Origin of the sequence: Mesorhizobium maamorense (assembly GCF_044998965.1) — a bacterium.
Classification (GTDB): Bacteria; Pseudomonadota; Alphaproteobacteria; order Rhizobiales; family Rhizobiaceae; genus Mesorhizobium.
In genome coordinates this window covers 2,806,117-2,822,909 of sequence record NZ_CP173356.1, presented here as the reverse complement: position 1 = coordinate 2,822,909, position 16,793 = coordinate 2,806,117, and the positions used below count along the sequence as shown (strand labels likewise).

General features: G+C 64.4%; 11 protein-coding genes and 1 pseudogene. 6 read left to right on the top strand and 6 right to left on the bottom strand.

Features of this window, described 5'->3' with window-relative positions; genetic code table 11:
• Positions 1-8 precede the first annotated feature (8 nt).
• Complete coding sequence (locus tag ACIU1A_RS14380) at positions 9-2,705, bottom strand: ATP-dependent helicase (protein ID WP_404927568.1); 2,697 nt, start codon at positions 2,703-2,705, stop codon at positions 9-11.
• A 182-nt stretch (positions 2,706-2,887) separates the two neighbouring features.
• Here ACIU1A_RS14380 and ACIU1A_RS14375 point away from each other — a divergent pair, with 182 nt between their 5' ends.
• Positions 2,888-5,203 (top strand): glucose/quinate/shikimate family membrane-bound PQQ-dependent dehydrogenase, encoded by a 2,316-nt coding sequence (locus tag ACIU1A_RS14375; protein ID WP_404927567.1) that lies wholly within the window; start codon positions 2,888-2,890, stop codon positions 5,201-5,203.
• Positions 5,204-5,233: 30 nt separating this feature from the next.
• Here the strand turns inward: ACIU1A_RS14375 and ACIU1A_RS14370 are convergent, their stop codons facing one another.
• Positions 5,234-5,668 carry a hypothetical protein gene (locus ACIU1A_RS14370; RefSeq protein ID WP_140495278.1) on the bottom strand — a complete coding sequence of 145 codons (435 nt, stop codon included), beginning with the start codon at positions 5,666-5,668 and terminating at the stop codon, positions 5,234-5,236.
• Positions 5,669-6,060: 392 nt separating this feature from the next.
• Between ACIU1A_RS14370 and ACIU1A_RS14365 the strand changes: the two genes are divergently transcribed.
• A complete protein-coding gene (locus ACIU1A_RS14365; protein WP_404927566.1) occupies positions 6,061-6,960 on the top strand; it encodes a dienelactone hydrolase family protein in 900 nt (299 codons plus the stop codon).
• A gap of 8 nt (positions 6,961-6,968) precedes the next feature.
• Here ACIU1A_RS14365 and ACIU1A_RS14360 read toward each other — a convergent pair whose 3' ends face one another.
• Complete coding sequence (locus ACIU1A_RS14360) at positions 6,969-7,868, bottom strand: EamA family transporter (protein ID WP_404927565.1); 900 nt, start codon at positions 7,866-7,868, stop codon at positions 6,969-6,971.
• Between the two features lie 89 nt (positions 7,869-7,957).
• On the opposite strand from ACIU1A_RS14360, the gene ACIU1A_RS14355 reads away from it, so the two are divergent.
• Positions 7,958-8,437: an Lrp/AsnC family transcriptional regulator gene (locus tag ACIU1A_RS14355; protein ID WP_140495284.1), complete on the top strand. Its 480-nt coding sequence runs from the start codon at positions 7,958-7,960 to the stop codon at positions 8,435-8,437.
• A 51-nt stretch (positions 8,438-8,488) separates the two neighbouring features.
• On the opposite strand, the gene ACIU1A_RS14350 is transcribed toward ACIU1A_RS14355, so the two are convergent.
• Both ACIU1A_RS14350 and ACIU1A_RS14345 read right to left on the bottom strand, forming a co-directional pair.
• A complete protein-coding gene (locus tag ACIU1A_RS14350) occupies positions 8,489-8,686 on the bottom strand; it encodes a hypothetical protein (protein WP_140495286.1) in 198 nt (65 codons plus the stop codon).
• Positions 8,687-8,833: 147 nt separating this feature from the next.
• The gene (locus ACIU1A_RS14345) at positions 8,834-9,319 is read right to left on the bottom strand and encodes a thioesterase family protein (RefSeq protein ID WP_404927564.1); all 486 of its coding nucleotides are present in this window, start codon (positions 9,317-9,319) and stop codon (positions 8,834-8,836) included.
• A 216-nt stretch (positions 9,320-9,535) separates the two neighbouring features.
• On the opposite strand from ACIU1A_RS14345, the gene ACIU1A_RS14340 reads away from it, so the two are divergent.
• Entirely contained in the window at positions 9,536-10,951 is a 1,416-nt protein-coding gene (locus ACIU1A_RS14340) for an FAD-binding oxidoreductase (protein ID WP_404927563.1), read from the top strand.
• A 101-nt stretch (positions 10,952-11,052) separates the two neighbouring features.
• Positions 11,053-11,572, top strand: a pseudogene (locus ACIU1A_RS14335) (hypothetical protein).
• 110 nt (positions 11,573-11,682) lie between these two features.
• On the opposite strand, the gene ACIU1A_RS14330 reads toward ACIU1A_RS14335, so the two are convergent.
• The gene (locus tag ACIU1A_RS14330) at positions 11,683-12,666 is read right to left on the bottom strand and encodes a Dyp-type peroxidase (protein WP_404927562.1); all 984 of its coding nucleotides are present in this window, start codon (positions 12,664-12,666) and stop codon (positions 11,683-11,685) included.
• Between the two features lie 224 nt (positions 12,667-12,890).
• On the opposite strand from ACIU1A_RS14330, the gene ACIU1A_RS14325 reads away from it, so the two are divergent.
• On the top strand, positions 12,891-16,763 hold the full coding sequence (locus tag ACIU1A_RS14325; protein ID WP_404927561.1) for an AsmA family protein: 3,873 nt from the start codon (positions 12,891-12,893) through the stop codon (positions 16,761-16,763).
• Positions 16,764-16,793 lie beyond the last annotated feature (30 nt).

Here is a 16,793-nt window from a genome sequence, read left to right as displayed (position 1 = left end):
CATTTTTCTCACACCGCCGCGACAAATCCGTCCAGCACGCGTTTCTGGCCGGCTTTGTCGAAGTCGATGGTCAGCTTGTTGCCCTCGATGGCCGCGATGTTGCCGTTGCCGAATTTCTGGTGGAAGACGCGGTCGCCGACGTTGAACGGAGACGGTGTGTCGGCGACGGATTTGGCGACCAGCTCGCCATCGATGGTACGGCCCTTGATGCTCGTGCGGCCGGCGCCGTAGCCGCTGTCGGTCTCGCCATAGCCGATACGCTCGACCTGGTGGCCGGAGCGCGAGCCCCAGTTGCGATCGGTCGCTTCGGTGCGGTTCTGCTGCGCCCGCTGCCAGCCCGGCGTGGCGTAGCTGTTGGAGAAGGCGCCGGATTTTTCGGCGCCGACATTGTCGAACCGCGAGGCGCCATAGGGGTTCTGTCTTCCTGCCCCCTGGCCGCCCCGGCCGGAAGCGAACGAGCCGCCGCCATAGGAATTGCCGTAGCCGCCATACGAGTTGCCGCTTTCGGCGACTTCGACATGGGTTTCAGGCAGTTCGTCGAGGAAGCGGGAGGGAATCGTCGATTGCCACAGGCCGTGGATGCGGCGGTTGGAGACGAACCAGATGTGCAGGTTCTTCTTGGCGCGGGTGACGCCGACATAGGCCAGCCGGCGCTCTTCCTCCAGGCCGGAACGGCCGCCTTCGTCCAGCGCGCGCTGGTGCGGGAACAGGCCTTCCTCCCAGCCCGGGAGAAAAACGGTCTCGAATTCGAGGCCTTTGGCCGAATGCAGCGTCATGATGTTGACGGCGTCGAGTTCGGCGTTCTGCTCGGCATCCATGACCAGAGCGACATGTTCGAGGAAGGAGCGCAGCGATTCATACTCCTCCATGGAGCGGATCAGCTCCTTGAGGTTTTCCAGCCGGCCGGGCGCCTCGACCGAACGGTCGTTCTTCCACATGTCGGTGTAGCCGCTCTCTTCCAGGATGGTCTCGGCCAGTTCGGTATGCGGCGTGGTTTCCAGCGCCTTCTGCCAGCGTTCGAAATTGGCCGCGACCTCGCGCAATGCGGCGCGCGGCTTGGGCTTCAATTCATCGCTCTCGGCGAGCTTGGCGGCGGCTTCCAACATCGGCACGCGCAGCGCGCGAGCTGTGTCGTGGATCTGACGGATGGTGGTTTCGCCGAGGCCGCGCTTGGGTACATTGACGATGCGCTCGAAGGCGAGATCGTCGGCGCCTTGCGCGACGACGCGGAAGAAGGCAAGCGCGTCGCGGATCTCCATGCGCTCATAGAAGCGCGGGCCGCCGATGACGCGGTAATTGAGACCGAGCGTGACGAAGCGGTCCTCGAACTCGCGCATCTGGAAGGACGCCCGCACCAGGATCGCCATGTCGTTGAGATTGTGCTTCTGGCGCTGATAAGCCTCGATGGTCTCGCCGACAGCGCGTGCTTCCTCCTCGGAATCCCAGGCGGCGTGGACGTTAACCTTGCCGTCCTCGGGATCGTCGCGATCGGTGAACAGCGTCTTGCCGAAGCGGCCTTCATTGTGGGCGATGAGGTGCGAAGCGGCGCCGAGGATATGCGCGGTGGAACGATAATTGCGCTCCAGCCGGATGATGGTGGCGCCGGGAAAATCCTTGTCGAAGCGCAGGATGTTGTCGACCTCCGCGCCGCGCCAGCCATAGATCGACTGGTCGTCGTCGCCGACGCAGCAGATGTTTACTTTGTTTTCGCTCACGGGCTGTTCCGCGCCTGCCGGCGCGGGCCCGACCCTCTTTTTCTGCGCGCCTTCGGCGTCGCGGGAGGGGCCTCGCAAAGGCTCGGACGCCCGGTCGGGCTTGCGGCCTTCGGCCGAATGCAAATCCGTAGACGTCGCACTACGCCCGCTATTTGGCCGCTGCGCCAGGAGCCGCAGCCACATGTATTGCGCGGTGTTGGTGTCCTGGTACTCGTCGACGAGAATGTATCTGAACCGCTTGTGATACTCCTTCAGTACGTCCGGATTGGCGCGGAAGATGCGGATCGGGTGGCAAAGCAGATCGCCGAAATCGCAGGCGTTCAGCGTCTGCAGGCGCTCCTGGTAGGCCTTGTAGAGCTCGCGGCCCTTGCCGTTGGCGAAACTGCGCGCATCGCCCTCGGCGATATCGGCCGGGCCTTGCCCCTTGTTCTTCCAGCCGTCGATCATCTGCGCGAACTGCTTGGCCGGCCAGCGCTTGTCGTCGAGGCCCTCGGCCTGGATCAATTGCTTGATCAGCCGCACGACGTCGTCGGTGTCGAGGATGGTGAAGTCGGATTTCAGCCCGGCAAGCTCGGCGTGCCTGCGCAAGAGCTTGACGCCGATCGAGTGGAAGGTGCCGAGCCAGGGCATGCCCTCGACATTGCCTTCGCCGATCAGGATGCCTATGCGCTGCTTCATCTCGCGCGCGGCCTTGTTGGTGAAGGTCACGGCCAGGATCTGCGAGGGAAAGGCTTTTCCGGTCGCCAGGATGTGGGCGATGCGGGTGGTCAAGACGCGCGTCTTGCCGGTGCCGGCGCCGGCCAGCACCAGAACCGGGCCTTCGGTGGTTTCCACCGCCAGCCGCTGCTCGGGGTTCAACCCCTTGAGATAGTCGGGCGCGTTGTTGTGGCCGCCGCGGGCAGCCATGGCGCGCGCGGCGATGCCCGACGGGGCGGTGGGCCGCGCATCGGGTTCATCGAAAAAGGGCATGTCTTCGGAAAAGCCGGACATCGCCCCCGAATGTAGTGATTCGGTGGAGAAAGACCAGAACTGTCTACGTTTTGTTCCACTCCTGATTGTTTCCGGCCTGCTTGACAGGCAGGGCGGGTGAGGGAAAGCTGCGCAAAGGGCAGGGAGGAGATCCTGTTGCCCACCGCCGCCTCGAGGCGCGCAACAGTCGAAGGAGTATCATCTTGGCTGTCACCATCACCTCCCTCATTCTCCTCCTCATCGGCCTCGCGCTTGGCGCCGGCGGCATCTGGTTGGCTTCACTGGGAGGTAGCTGGTACTACATCATATCAGGCATCGCCTTCCTCATCACCGCATGGCTGCTCTACCGGCGCAGATCCACCGCGCTTTGGCTCTACGCCGCGATCGTGCTGGGCACGCTTGCTTGGGCGGTCTGGGAAATCGGCTTCGACTGGTGGGAACTCGGGCCGCGCGGCGGCATCATCGTGCTCGTCGCGTTGTGGCTGCTGACGCCGTGGGCGAGGCGGGGCCTTGTTGGTCCCGATGGCCGCGCCCCGCTCATTCTCGCCGTATTGGCGTCGCTGGCGGTCGCCGGCTATTCAATGACGACCGATCCCAAGGATATTGCCGGCAATTTCGACACCGACAAGGTTACCCCGGCGGCCGATCTCGGCGGCGACATACCTGCCGGCGAATGGCACTTCTACGGCCGCACGCCCTATGGCCAGCGCTATTCGCCGCTCGACCAGATCACGCCGGAGAACGTCGCCAACCTGCAGCCGGCCTGGACTTATCGCACCGGCGACGTGAAAGGTCCCGACGACGTCGGTGAGACCACCTATCAGGTGACGCCGCTGAAGATCGCCGATACGCTCTACATCTGCACGCCGCACAATTTCGCCATCGCCATCGACGCCGCCACGGGCAAGGAGAAGTGGCGCTACGATCCCCAGGTCAAGCTCGACAAGGACCGCCAGCACCAGACCTGCCGCGGCGTGTCGTACTACGCCGATGCCAAGATCGGTGCCGGGCAGCCTTGCGCCGCGCGTGTCTACCTGCCGACGTCGGATGCGCGGCTGATCGCGCTCGATGCCGCCAACGGCCAGGTCTGTCCGTCGTTTGCCGAAGGCGGCACGCTGAACCTTCTGACCGGCATGCCTTATCCCAAGTCCGGCTATTACTATTCGACATCGGCGCCGCTGATATCGGGCGACAAGATCATCGTCGGCGGCGCGGTCAACGACAATTATTCCACGCAGGAGCCCTCCGGCGTCATCCGCGCCTTCGATGCCTCTACGGGCGCGCTGATCTGGAACTGGGATTCCGGCAATCCCGACCAGACCACGCCGCTGGCGGCAGGCCAGACCTACACCGCCAATTCGCCCAACATGTGGTCGACGCCGAGTGCCGACGAAAAGCTCGACCTGCTCTACATACCCCTCGGCAACCAGACGCCGGACCAGCTCGGCGCCGGCCGCAGCGCCAACGTCGAGAAATTCTCCTCCTCGATCACCGCGCTCGACCTCAATACGGGGCAATTGAAATGGGTGCGCCAGACCGTGCACCATGACCTGTGGGACATGGACGTGCCGGCGCAGCCGAGCCTTGTCGACATCACCAAGGCCGACGGCACGGTCGTGCCGGCGCTGGTCGGGCCGACCAAGCAGGGCGATCTCTATGTGCTCGACCGGCGCACCGGCGAGCCGGTCATCCCGGTCAAGGAAGTGTCGGCGCCCGGCGGCGCCATCGAAGGCGACCACACATCGCCCACGCAGCCGGTGTCGGACCTTTCCTTCAATCCGCCGCCGCTGACCGATGCCGACATGTGGGGCATCACCATGTTCGACCAGCTGGCGTGCCGGATTGCGTTGCACAAGCTGCGCTATGAGGGCCGCTACACGCCGCCATCGCTGCAGGGCACGCTGGTCTATCCCGGCAATTTCGGCGTCTTCAACTGGGGCGGCGTGGCGGTCGATCCGGTCCGGCAGGTGCTGTTCGGCATGCCGACCTATCTCGCCTTCACCTCCAGGCTTGTGCCCCGTGCCGACGTGCCGCCGCCAGGCGACAGCAAGGGCAGCGAGCAGGGGCTGAACCGCAATGACGGCGCTCCTTATGCGGTGGTGATGGGACCGTTCCTGTCGCCGCTCGGCATTCCGTGCCAGGCGCCGCCATGGGGCTATGTCGCCGGAGCCGACCTCAGGACCGGACAGATCGTTTACAAGCACAGGAACGGCACGGTCTACGACATGACGCCGCTGCCTTTGCCGCTGAAGGTCGGCGTGCCCGGCATTGGCGGGCCGATGATCACCGCCGGCGGGGTGGCTTTCCTCGGCGCCGCGGTCGACGACTACCTGCGCGCCTACGACCTGACCTCAGGCAGGCAGCTCTGGCAGGCGCGCCTGCCAGCCGGCGGGCAATCGACGCCGATGACCTATACGGTGGCTGACGGGCGCCAGTTCGTGGTCATCGTCGCTGGCGGCCATGGCTCGGTCGGCACCAAGCCCGGCGATTATGTAATGGCATACGCACTGCCGAAGTAAGGAACGGGTTCGGTCCCGCAGGATCGCGCCCTAGCTGATTCCGAGATGGCTCTTCAGGCTTGGCACCGAGCCGAGCACTTCATTGGTGAGGTCCGGCCCGGCGGCGGCTTCGGCCTGTTGGATCAGCGTGGCGCCAGCCTGCCTGATCTGCGCCATGTCGAGGCCGGAGGCCTTGAGCGCGGCGACGCCGTTGATCAGTGCGCCGGCCTTTTCGCCGAGAACACCGCCCAGCGCGCCTTGCAGTGAGGACAGCAGGCCGCCACCGCCGGCCGCGCCGGCGGCCATGACGTCGTATTGGCGGGCGAGATCGTCGGCGCCGGGAATCTTGGCGAAGAAACCCGAGACGTTGGTGCCTTCCGCCTCGTGCTCCAGCACCGAGAAGATGGTGCCGACGACTTTCTCGGTCGTTGCCTGGTCGAGGCCCGCCTTTTGCGAGACGGTGTTGACGATATCCTGGACGTTCATGGTCTCACCTCAAATTTGGGAATTTCGGGTCCGTGCAGTGGTCCCGGCCGATGCGAAGCTCGATCATCGACCGCCTGCCTGCGTCCGCAAGCCTGAAGCGTAATGCCTGAGCGGCGGCCAGGGCAAGGACGAACGCGCTGGTGAGGATCGGTATGGTCATCGGCGGCGCTCCTTCTGGTCGGGACGGGATGGCACGGCGCATCGGTAGCACGCAGTTTCCCTTATTGTTGTGGCAGGTGCCTGCAGGATTCATGGCGATGACCAAAATGTGATGTGGGCGCCGACATTGCCGGCTGCGGGCAATGCTCGCCGCAGCGCCCATCCAGGCTGGACCGGGCCAGCCGCGCTCCTATGTAGCTCCGGTACTGAAGCTTGAAGCCGAGGAATGCGCCATGACCAAAGCAGCCGCCACTAGACCCGCAAAGCCTGGGATCACCCAGGCGATGATCGACGCCTATGACGAATACACGCATCTGACACTCGATCGCCGCCGCTTCATGGAGCAGCTGACCCGGCTTGCCGGGTCAGGGGCGGCGGCCGCGGCGATCGCACCGATGCTGGCGGCGAATTCCGCCCAGGCGGCCATCGTCGCCGAGAACGATCCCCGCGTGAAAGGCCAGGACATCACCTATCCCGGCGCCGGCGGCGAGATGAAGGGCTATCTGGTCAAGCCGGCGGATCAGACGGGCAAGCTCGGCACCGTCATCGTCATCCACGAGAACAGGGGGCTCAACCCGCATATACGCGACGTCGCCCGGCGCGTGGCGCTGGAGGGGTTCGTGACGCTCGCTCCGGATTTCCTGTCGCCGCTCGGCGGCACGCCCGCCGACGAGGACAAGGCGCGCGATATGTTTACCAAGCTGGATCCGGCGCAGACCGTCGCCAATGGCGTCGCGACGGTGGCTTTCCTCAAGGCCGACAAGGACGGCAACGGCAAGGTCGGTGTCGTCGGTTTCTGCTGGGGCGGCGGCACGGCCAACATGCTTGCCGTCAACGCGCCTGATCTGGCGGCAAGCGTCGCCTACTACGGCATGCAGCCGAAGGCCGCGGACGTTTCCAAGATAAAGGCGGCGCTGCTGCTGCACTATGCCGGATTGGACAAACGCACCAATGCCGGCATCGCCGCCTTCAAGAAGGAACTCGATGCCGCGCATGTCGAATACACGGTCTATGTCTATGAAGGCGCCAATCACGCCTTCAACAATGACACTTCGGCAGCGCGCTATGACAAGAAGGCGGCTGATCTCGCCTGGGGCCGGACCGTCGCCTTCCTGAAGGAGAAACTGGCTTAGCACAGGATCTACTGCGTGCTCGCCGGCCTGTGCAAGGCGACGCCGGCCACCACCAGCGCAATACCGATGCAGTCGCTGATGCCGGGGATCTGGCGCAGCACGAGGATGCCGATCAGCGTCGCGGTGACCGGCAGCAGCGACTGCATCAGTGCGAAGCTCGACCGCGGCAGCCGCGCCATGGCGAGCTGGTCGCAGATATAGGGGATGACCGAGGAGCAGATGCCGACGCCGACGGCCGCCATCAGCAGCGGCGCGGAGAAAAAGGCGGGCAACGCGTCGGTGAAGCCGATCGGCAGCACGACCAGGAAGGCCATGGCCATGGGGGCGCCGAGCCCGGCAATGCCGCCGCCGGCGCCTGAAGCGGCGACGCGGTGGCCGAGCACGATGTAGCCCACAAAGAGCGCGCCGTTGAGGAAGGCCCAGAACAGACCGATGGGATCGCTGGACCATTTGACGTCGATCAGCAGCAAGGTGCCGGCAACGGCGACGGCAAGGGCAGCGAGATTGCGCGCGCTTCGGAGACCGACCAGCGCGACGCCGATGGTGCCGACGAATTCGATCGCGGCCACCAGCGAAATCGGCAGGCGGTCGAGCGCCAGATAGAAGGAGCAGTTCATCACTGCCAGACAGGCGCCGAAGGCGAGCAGCAGCAGCCGTGTCGACCGATTGGCCTGGGCGAAGGTTCGCCACGGACGCGTCAGCGGCGCGAAGATCAACGCGGCGGTGGCGATGCGCAGCCAGGCCATGCCAAGCACGCTGATCTGCGCAAACAAAAGCACGGCGAAGGCAGGGCCGAGATAGTGGAACACGGCGCTGACGCAGAACCAGACATGCGGCGGCAGCGATGTCGGCAGGCTGGTAAAGGCCGCACCTGTGGGCGAGGTTTGGACTTGCGTCCGATCGTTCATCGGATCAGTATCGCAGGTATTTTTTCCGTCTGATATGGGTAGTGGTCGTTCAGGGACCTCGGTCGCTTTCCAGATGCAAGGAGTTTTTGATGAAGCGCCTTCGAAACGAAAATCTCGACCTCGACGCGGTCGATCTGAAGATACTGCGCCTGCTGGAAAAAGATGCGCGCGCCAGCACGGCCGAGCTGGCGCGCGCCGTCGGCCTGTCGGCGCCGAGCGTGTCCGAGCGCATCAAGCAGCTTCAGGAGAGCGGCGTCATCGAAGCCTATTGCGTGCGGATCAATCCGGCGGCGCTTGGCCTGAACCTGTCGGCATGGCTGCGCATCAGGCCGGTGCCGGGGCAGCTCGCCGTCGTGGCCGAGATCATCCGCGACCTGCCCGAGATCGCGCAATGCGACCGGGTAACCGGCGAGGACTGTTTCATCGCGCTGGCGCATGTCGGCTCAATGGCCGAACTCGAACGGGTGATCGACCGCATCATTCCCTACGCGATGACCAACACGGCGATCATCCAGTCATCGCCGGTGGTGGCGCGCTCGCCGCTGGCGGCGATCAGGCGACAGGGTTGAGGTCAAACCCCTGGAATGTCGTCAACGGAAGTGGCCGCTCTACCCGCAGCGTCAGGCGTGGCCGCGCTTCATGCGGGCCTGCTTAAGGATGACGCGCCAGCGGATCATGTCGAAGGGGATCGGCTCATTGTTGTTGGCGATGTGGAAGATCTCGTTGTTGACGTTCTTCAGCGAGCGCCAGAAATCATAGTCGGTAATGCGCGGATCGGCGGCGAGCCTGTCCACCTCGACTTTGATATCGGTTTTCATGCACGTCCCCCGAATCGGCTATGCCCCGCCGCCCGTGTCGCTACTTCGATGCGGATCGTTTTCGAACGGCCCGCTGAGTCGCGCAACGGTCCAATCGGCTTGTTCCCGTTAAAACCTCGGTAAGGTTAACGCGGGCCCCGGGCGGGTTCAAGCCGTCTTGCGTTTGATGCCGATCGAGCGGCCTGCGCGATCGGGCATCGGCAAGGCTGCGTGAGCGGCGCGCATCGCTTCGATCTTGGCCAGCACGTCGGCGGGGAAGGGGGCTACCTTGGGCCCGGACATGTCGACATGCAGTGCAAGCTGCTCGGACGTGGCGGCGAGCCAGCCGTCGGCATGGCGGATTTCCTGGTAGAACCGCAGCCGCTTCTCGTCATGGTCGATGAGTTGGAAGGAAACTGTGACCTTGTGGTCGAGATGCAGTTCCTGCACGTAGCAGACATGGACTTCGGCGGTGTAGATGGTGAGGCGGCGGTTCTTGACATAGTCCAGCCCCATGCCCATCGCCTCAAAGGCTTCATCCGAACAGCGGTCGAACAGGACGTTGTAGTAGGCCATGTTGAGATGGCCGTTATAATCGATCCAGTCCTTCTCGATAGCCATTGGCTGAGAAACAAAAGGGGCGGGGATCGGCATGGCAATTTCCTTGTTCTGGTGCTGGACAGAGCGTGGTTGTAAGAGCGGTTCATCGTTTCACGGAAACGTCGGACCGCCTCTTTGATACAATTCCCAGGGAAAGCGCTAGGCGCTTTTCCCGGGAAAACCGCTTCACACTTTTCCTGGAATTGCGTTAGGCATCATCCATAAATGCATGACAAGCATGGACACATTGGTCCATTCGCGGAGGAATTCATGGCCCTGAGCGACCTCAATCCGGTCGAGCGCAACGAAGAAGGCATCGCCGCCGTGCTCGGCATCCTCAAGCAGCGGTTTGGCGAGCGCTTTCAGACCGGCCAGGCAGTTCGCTCCCAGCATGCGCATACGACAACCTACATCCCGACGCAGGCGCCGGACGGTGTCGTCTTCCCGGAAACGACCGCCGAGGTACAGGAGATCGTGCGCGCCTGCGCCGCGCACCGCGTGCCGGTGATCGCCTTCGGCGTCGGCTCCTCGCTCGAAGGCCACACCAACGCGCCGGGCGGCGGCATCTCGGTCGACACTTCCCGGATGAACCGGATCCTATCGGTCAATCCGCAGGATCTCGACTGCACGGTCGAGCCCGGGGTGACTCGCGAGGATCTCAACCGGCATCTGCGCGACACCGGCCTGTTTTTTCCAATCGATCCCGGCGCCAATGCCTCGCTGGGCGGCATGGCGGCGACACGGGCCTCAGGCACTAACGCGGTGCGCTACGGCACGATGCGCGAGAACGTGCTGTCGCTGACGGCCGTCATGGCAGATGGCGAGGCGATGACCACCGGCAAGCGGGCAAAAAAGAGCTCGGCCGGCTACGACCTGACACGGCTGCTGGTCGGCTCGGAAGGCACGCTCGGCATCATCACCTCGCTGACCTTGAGGCTGCAAGGGATTCCGCAGGCGATTTCCGGTGGTGTCTGCCCGTTTCCGAGCGTCGAAGCGGCTTGCAACGCCGTCATCGCGACGATCCAGATGGGCATTCCGGTGGCGCGCATCGAACTGGTCAACGCGCTGCAGATGCGGGCGATGAAGACATATTCCAAGCTCGACTATCCCGAAAGCCCGTGCCTGTTCGTCGAATTCCATGGCAGTGATGCCGGCGTTGCCGAGCAGGCCGAGACCTTCGGCATGATCGCCGAGGAGAATGGCGGCGGACCGTTCCTGTGGACCAGTGTCGCCGAGGAGCGCACCAAACTTTGGAAGGCCAGACATGACGCCTATTGGTCGTCGCTGACGCTGCGGCCAGGCGCCAAGGGCCTGTCGACCGACGTCTGCGTTCCGATCTCGCGTTTTGCCGAATGCGTCACCGAAACCGAGGCCGATATCGCCGAAATGGGGCTTGTCGCGCCGATCGTCGGCCATGCCGGCGACGGCAATTTCCACGTCCTGGTGCTGATGGACGTGAACGACCCAAAGGAAATCGCGCTGTCGGAAAAGTTCGTGGCGCGGCTCAACATCCGGGCCATCGCCATGGAGGGCACCTGCACCGGCGAGCACGGCATCGGCCAAGGCAAGATCGGCTTCCTGCGCCATGAGCTCGGCCACGGCGTCGACATCATGCGCACGATCAAGCAGGCGCTCGATCCGCTCGATATCATGAACCCGGGCAAGATCCTGCCGGCTGCCAAGTAGGCGCCGTCATAGGCTCGTCTTGACCCCACCTCCAATCGGGCCGAGACTCCATGTGCTGAAGGCCCAGAAGAGACGGGCAACCCAAGCGGAGGAGTGGTGTCATGGCGATTTCACGCAAGGAAGAAGCGCGCGCGCTGAGTGCCGACGAACACGAGCTGGTGGAGAAATCGCACCATCCGGCGGTCCAGGACCTTTCCGACGCCGATCTGTCCGGCCTCGTCAAACGCCTGCGGGAGCGGCGCGACAAGGCGCAGACCGAGGCGCGTCGACGCCGGCGCGAAATCCGGGGCAAGGGCACACCGAAAGGGGCTGTCGCTTCAAAGGCCGATGGCGGCTCTCAGTTGAAGCTTGCGGTGCTGGCGATGGCCATGCGGCGGTTGAATGGCGAGGCCGAACGGCGCCGCCAGTTGACGGCGCGCGTCTCATTGGTCGACAGCGCGCGCAAGGCGCTGGCCCTGAAGCAGAAAGCGCCGACGGATGGTCCAGCGTTCAACGCGCGCACTGCGCAAAAGGACATGCGAGCGGTGGCAAACCAGAGGACGCCGAATCTGGTTCGGCCGGCTGCTCGGCCGACAACGCAAAGCGGCCAAGGTGGCGCAGGCAAAGCGCGACGCGCGTTGAATTCGCACTGATGACGCTGATGATCGCGTGCTGATCTCCGCAGCACGCCGAAGCACGACAAACGCTTCTCCGCCGGCACGTGGTCGACAGGCCGCTTTGCTGTGTGTCGTTTACCGAGTGGCCAACTTCCATGGCGCTGCTTCGGCAAGCACCTGCAGCATCGGCCGTGTAGGTGCGAAGAATGTCGTGCCGGTGTGAGGGGTGGAGAAATCAAGCAGCCGGTCGTAGGCGCCGGGCGGGTCGCCGACATACATGCGCTGCAGCATCTTCTCGATCACCCAGAGATACCTCGAATAGCCGATGAAGTAGGTGCCGAATTCCCGTTGCCCCGGCCGGCCGAACGGCATGTTGTCGCGCAATATGTCATGTTCGTTACCGTCGGCATCCTCGATGGTGGCGAGCGACTTGTGCGATTTGCGCGGCGCGCCGTCATCATCGATTTCGATGTTGTCGATCTTGGTTCGGCCGATGATCGCCTCCTGCACGGGCGTGGGGATTCGCGCCCACGCCTGGAGATCGTGCAGGTATTTTTGAACGACGACATAGCTGCCGCCGGCAAAATCGGGATCTTCGTCGCCAACGAGCGCCGAGGCGGGCAGATCGAGGCCGGTGGGGTTGGCTGTGCCGTCGACGAAACCGAGCAGGTCGCGGGCATCGAAATAACGGAAGCCCGAGACTTCGTCGACGACGGTCACGCCGGGACCAAGCCTGTCCAGCAGGATACGCTCGAACTCGAAGCACATGTCGGGCCGCTCGGAGCGGATATGGAAGAGAAGGTCGCCCGGCGTGGTGGGCGCGGCGTGAACCGCTCCCTTGATCGGCGCGAACCGCTTCAACTCCGCCGGCCGCCGGCGGGGGCTGAGCCGGTTCCATAGATCGTGGCCGATGCCGGCGATGCAGGACAGGCGGCCGCCGAGGTCGCGGAACCCGACAGTCTTGACCATGTCGTCAAGGTCGCCGAGCACGGAACAAACTCTTGCGAGAACCGGCTGTTCATCGGCTATGGTGACGACAAGGAAAATCGCTGATTGCGAAAGCGGCGCGTCGACGCTCTGCGCATCGATCGGCACACGGTCCCAGTTCTTCCCCGACATCCCCAATTCTCCGCTTTTCCAGGATTGTTTCAGACGATCCCGGATCGGAAAACGCCGCGACCGGAACAGGGCGAGGACGCCCAAAGCAAGGTATCGCGATCAAGAGCGACCGCGCAACATCGAACGCCGTCCATGGTTGTCGCCGACGACGATCGAATTGCCTCTTTATCGACACGCGGATGCAGGTAGAGTGCGGCTGATTTCAACCAAACCGTTCGGAACTGATGCTCGCACGCCTGTTCGTGATCTTTGGTGGCCTGTTCGTGCTGGTGCTGTGCGCGGCGCTGGTGGGGCCGTATTTTGTCGACTGGTCCGGCTATCGGGCGCAGTTCGAGCGCGAAGCGAGCGCCATTCTCGGCCGCAAGGTGACCGTGCAGGGCGACGCCACGGCGCGCTTGTTGCCGTTTCCGTCGGTAACCTTCTCCAATGTCGCCGTTGCCGGCGGCCCCGCCGGCCAGCCGGCGATGACCGTCGAGACGTTTTCGATGGATGCGGAACTGGCGCCGTTCCTGCGTGGCGAGGTGCTGATTTTCGACATGCGGCTGGTGCGGCCGAAAGCGACGATCGACATCGCCGCCAATGGCACCGTCGACTGGGCGATGCGGCCGTCCTCGCCCTTCAACCTCAACCAGATCTCGATCGAGAAGCTGACGGTGACGGAAGGGCAGATCGAGTTGCGTCATGCCGCCGGCGGACGCAGCCACATCATGTCCGAGATCAATTCGACCATTTCGGCCAAATCGCTGGCAGGCCCGTGGCGCATGGATAGCACGTTGAGGTTCGACGGCCTGCGCACGACGGTTGCCGCCACGACCGGCAAGGCCGAAGCCAACGGCCAGATGCGGTTTCGGCTCAAGGCCGATCCCGACGCGTATCCGCTGGTCATCGAAACCGACGGCAATGCCGGCATTGTCAACGGCGCCGCCGTCTACTCCGGACAGTTCAAAATTTCCGGCGCCGATAAAAACTCAGCCCAGTTGCGGGGCACCGATGGCGAGACGGTGAAGGTCGGCACCGGCAAGTCCGATCCCGGCTTTCGGGTTAACGGCAAATTCGCGCTCGATCACCAGAAGCTCGGCATCGATGAATTCCGCTTCGAGACCGGACCGCTCGACAATCCCTATACCGCCGACGGCAAGGCCTCGGTCGATCTCGGCCAGAAGCCGAGCTTCGCCATCGAGGCCAATGGCGCGCAGGTGCAGTTCGACGAGGCCGTGGGTGCGGCGGCAGGCGCCGGCCTGACACTGGATCAGCGCATTGCCGGACTGGAACAGGCCTTGCTCGACCTGCCTAAGCCGACCATTCCCGGAACGGTCGAGGTCAGGTTGCCGGCCGTGGTGGCCGGTGACACCACGGTTCGCGACGTTCATCTTTCCGCCGAGCCGGTCGATGGCGGCTGGTCGGTGAAATCGCTCGCCGCGACACTGCCCGGCCGCGCCACGCTGGAGGCCGACGGCCTGCTCAGCGTCGAGAACCATTTCGGCTTCACCGGTTCGCTGCTGCTGGCCGTGGCGCAGCCTTCCGGCTTCGCTGCCTGGTTGTCGAAGGACGTCGACGAGGCGATCCGGCGTCTGCCCGCCGCCGGCTTCCGGGCCAAGGTCGATCTCTCCGAAAAGCGCCAGGCCTTCAGCGATCTCGAACTGGTCCTGGGCAAGGCGACGTTTTCCGGCCGCATCGATTCCAGCCAGCCCGACGATGCCAGGCCCTCGGTGCTGATGCGGCTGGAAGGCGGCGATCTCGATGTCGACGGGCTGGCGGCCTTCGCCTCGATCTTCATCAGCGACAAGGGCGCCAACCGATTTGCCGACCGCGACCTCGATTTCCAGATCAAGGCGGGACCGGTCAGCGCCGGAGGCTTGACCGCCGATACGGTCGACACCGCGCTCAGGCTGCGCGACGGGCTGCTTGAGATCGACCGGCTGTCGGTGGGCGGGCTGGCTGGCGCGTCGATCAGCGCCACAGGCCGGATCAAGGATTTTCCGGCGAGCCCGACCGGCAAGCTTGACGCCTCCGTCGTCGCCGTCGACCTGAAGCCGCTGATCGACGTGGCGGCGCAGCACTATGCCGACAATGCCGTGCTCAAGGGACTGGCTAGCCGCGCCGCAGCCTATCCCGACCTGTTCCAGGATTCACGCGTCGATCTTGTGGTGAGTGCCGCCGACAATGGCGACGGCACAACCGGGCTTGCTGTGAGCGGGCAAGGCAAGGCCGGCGGATCGTCCTTTTCCGCCTCGCTGTCGGGGAAGGGAGCGGTCGACAAGCTTCTTGAAGCGCCTGTGGCGCTGACCTTCAATGCCAGGAACCCCGACGCCACAGCGCTGCTGGCACTTTACGGCTTGCCGGCGCTGCCGCTCGGCATGCTCGGCGAGGCAAGCACCGACATCCAGGCCAAGGGCACGCTGGGCGGCGGCCTTGCGACGAGCTTCAGCCTTGCCGGCAACGACTTCAACGCCGGTTTCGACGGCACCGTAGCCGACACGCCGCAAGGTCCGGTCGCGAAGGGCAAGGTCAGCCTCGATGCGGCCGACATCGAGCCCTGGCTGATGACATCGGGCATAGGCCTGCCGGGCATGGGGACAGGCACGTCGACGTCGCTCACCGCGCAGGCCGATTACGGCAACGGCCTACTGGTGCTCTCCGGCCTCAACGCCGCCATCAACGAAGCTGCGGTGTCGGGTGACGTGAACATCGACGTCAAGGAGGGGATTGACGGCAAGGATGGCGTGCCGCATCTGGCCGGCTCGCTGGCGCTCGACGAACTTGATCTCGACCCGATGGCGGTGGCGCTGTTCGGCGATTCCGCGTTCACGGACAAGAGCGGAGACAATAAAGGCGGTGTGTGGCCGTCGGCCCCGTTCAGCCAGAAATCCAGCCTTCCATTCACGGCCGATCTCGACTTGACCACGGCTTCCCTTGCCGCAGGGCCATTCGCGACCGCCTATGACGCGGCCTTGTCGCTGAAGCTCGACCAGGAAGGCATCCGCGTGTCCGATCTCAAGGCGAAATTCCTTGGCGGTGCGCTGACCGGCCTGTTCGAATTGAAAAACAATGACGGCACTGGGCTTTTCACCGGCCAGATGAAGCTCGCGGACGCCGATCTGCCAGCCTTGCTGCCGGATGCCGGCATCGGCGGCAAGGGGGATGTCTCCGCGGCGTTTTCGACAAGCGGCAAATCGGTCGACGCGATGGTTGCCGCTCTGTCGGGTTCGGGCACGGCGGCGCTGAAGGGCGTCACGGTCGCCGGCGTCAATCCCAATGCGTTCAGCACCTTCCTCGCCAAGGCGGACGCGATCGGCCGCGATATCGATGCAGCCAAGACCGCCGGCTTCGCGCCCGCTATCGCGGCAGATGGCAGTTTCGCGGCAAAGGATACCGACATCGCCTTCACCATTGCAGGTGGCACGCTGCGAGCGCCGCCGATCAGCCTCGAAAATCCTTCGGCTACCTTGTCCGCCGACATCACGGCGGACCTCAATGCCGATACGGTCTCCGCCAAGGGCGCGGTCACCTACCGGCCCGGCGACGAAGCGCTCGTCGGTTCCGAACCGGCGATGAATTTCAGCGTCGAGGGGCCGTTCGGCGCCGTCAAACGGCAGTTCGACAGCGAACCGCTGGCGCAGTTCCTGACCCAGCGCGCGCTCGAGAAGGAGCAGCAGCGGGTCGAGGCGATGCAGGCCGCGTTGCTGGAGAAGCAGCGGCTGCGGCGCGAGGTGCGCTATTACGCTGCGTTGCAGGACCAGCGCGACAAGGCGGCCGAGGAGCTGCGACGGCAGGAGGAGGCGGCGCGGCTGAAGGCCGAGGCCGACGCCAAGGCGAAAGCCGAGGCGGAAGCTCAGGCGCGGGCCGAAGCAGAGGCCAGGGCCAAAGCGGATGCCGAGGCAAAAGTCAAAGCCGAGGCGGATGCCAAGGCAAAGGCCGAGGAGGCGATGCGGACCGCCTCGCAGGAGAAGGCAAGGCTGGAAGCAGAGCGCAAGGGCGCCGAGCAGGCGCCGAACCCGGAACGGGCGCCGCCGCCGGTGGCCAACGACAATCCGCCTCCGGCCAAACCGCAGTTCAATCCATCTACGATCGACAATTTGCTGAAGTCTTTGCAGTAAGGCAGTAAGGCAGTAAGGCAGTAGGCAGGG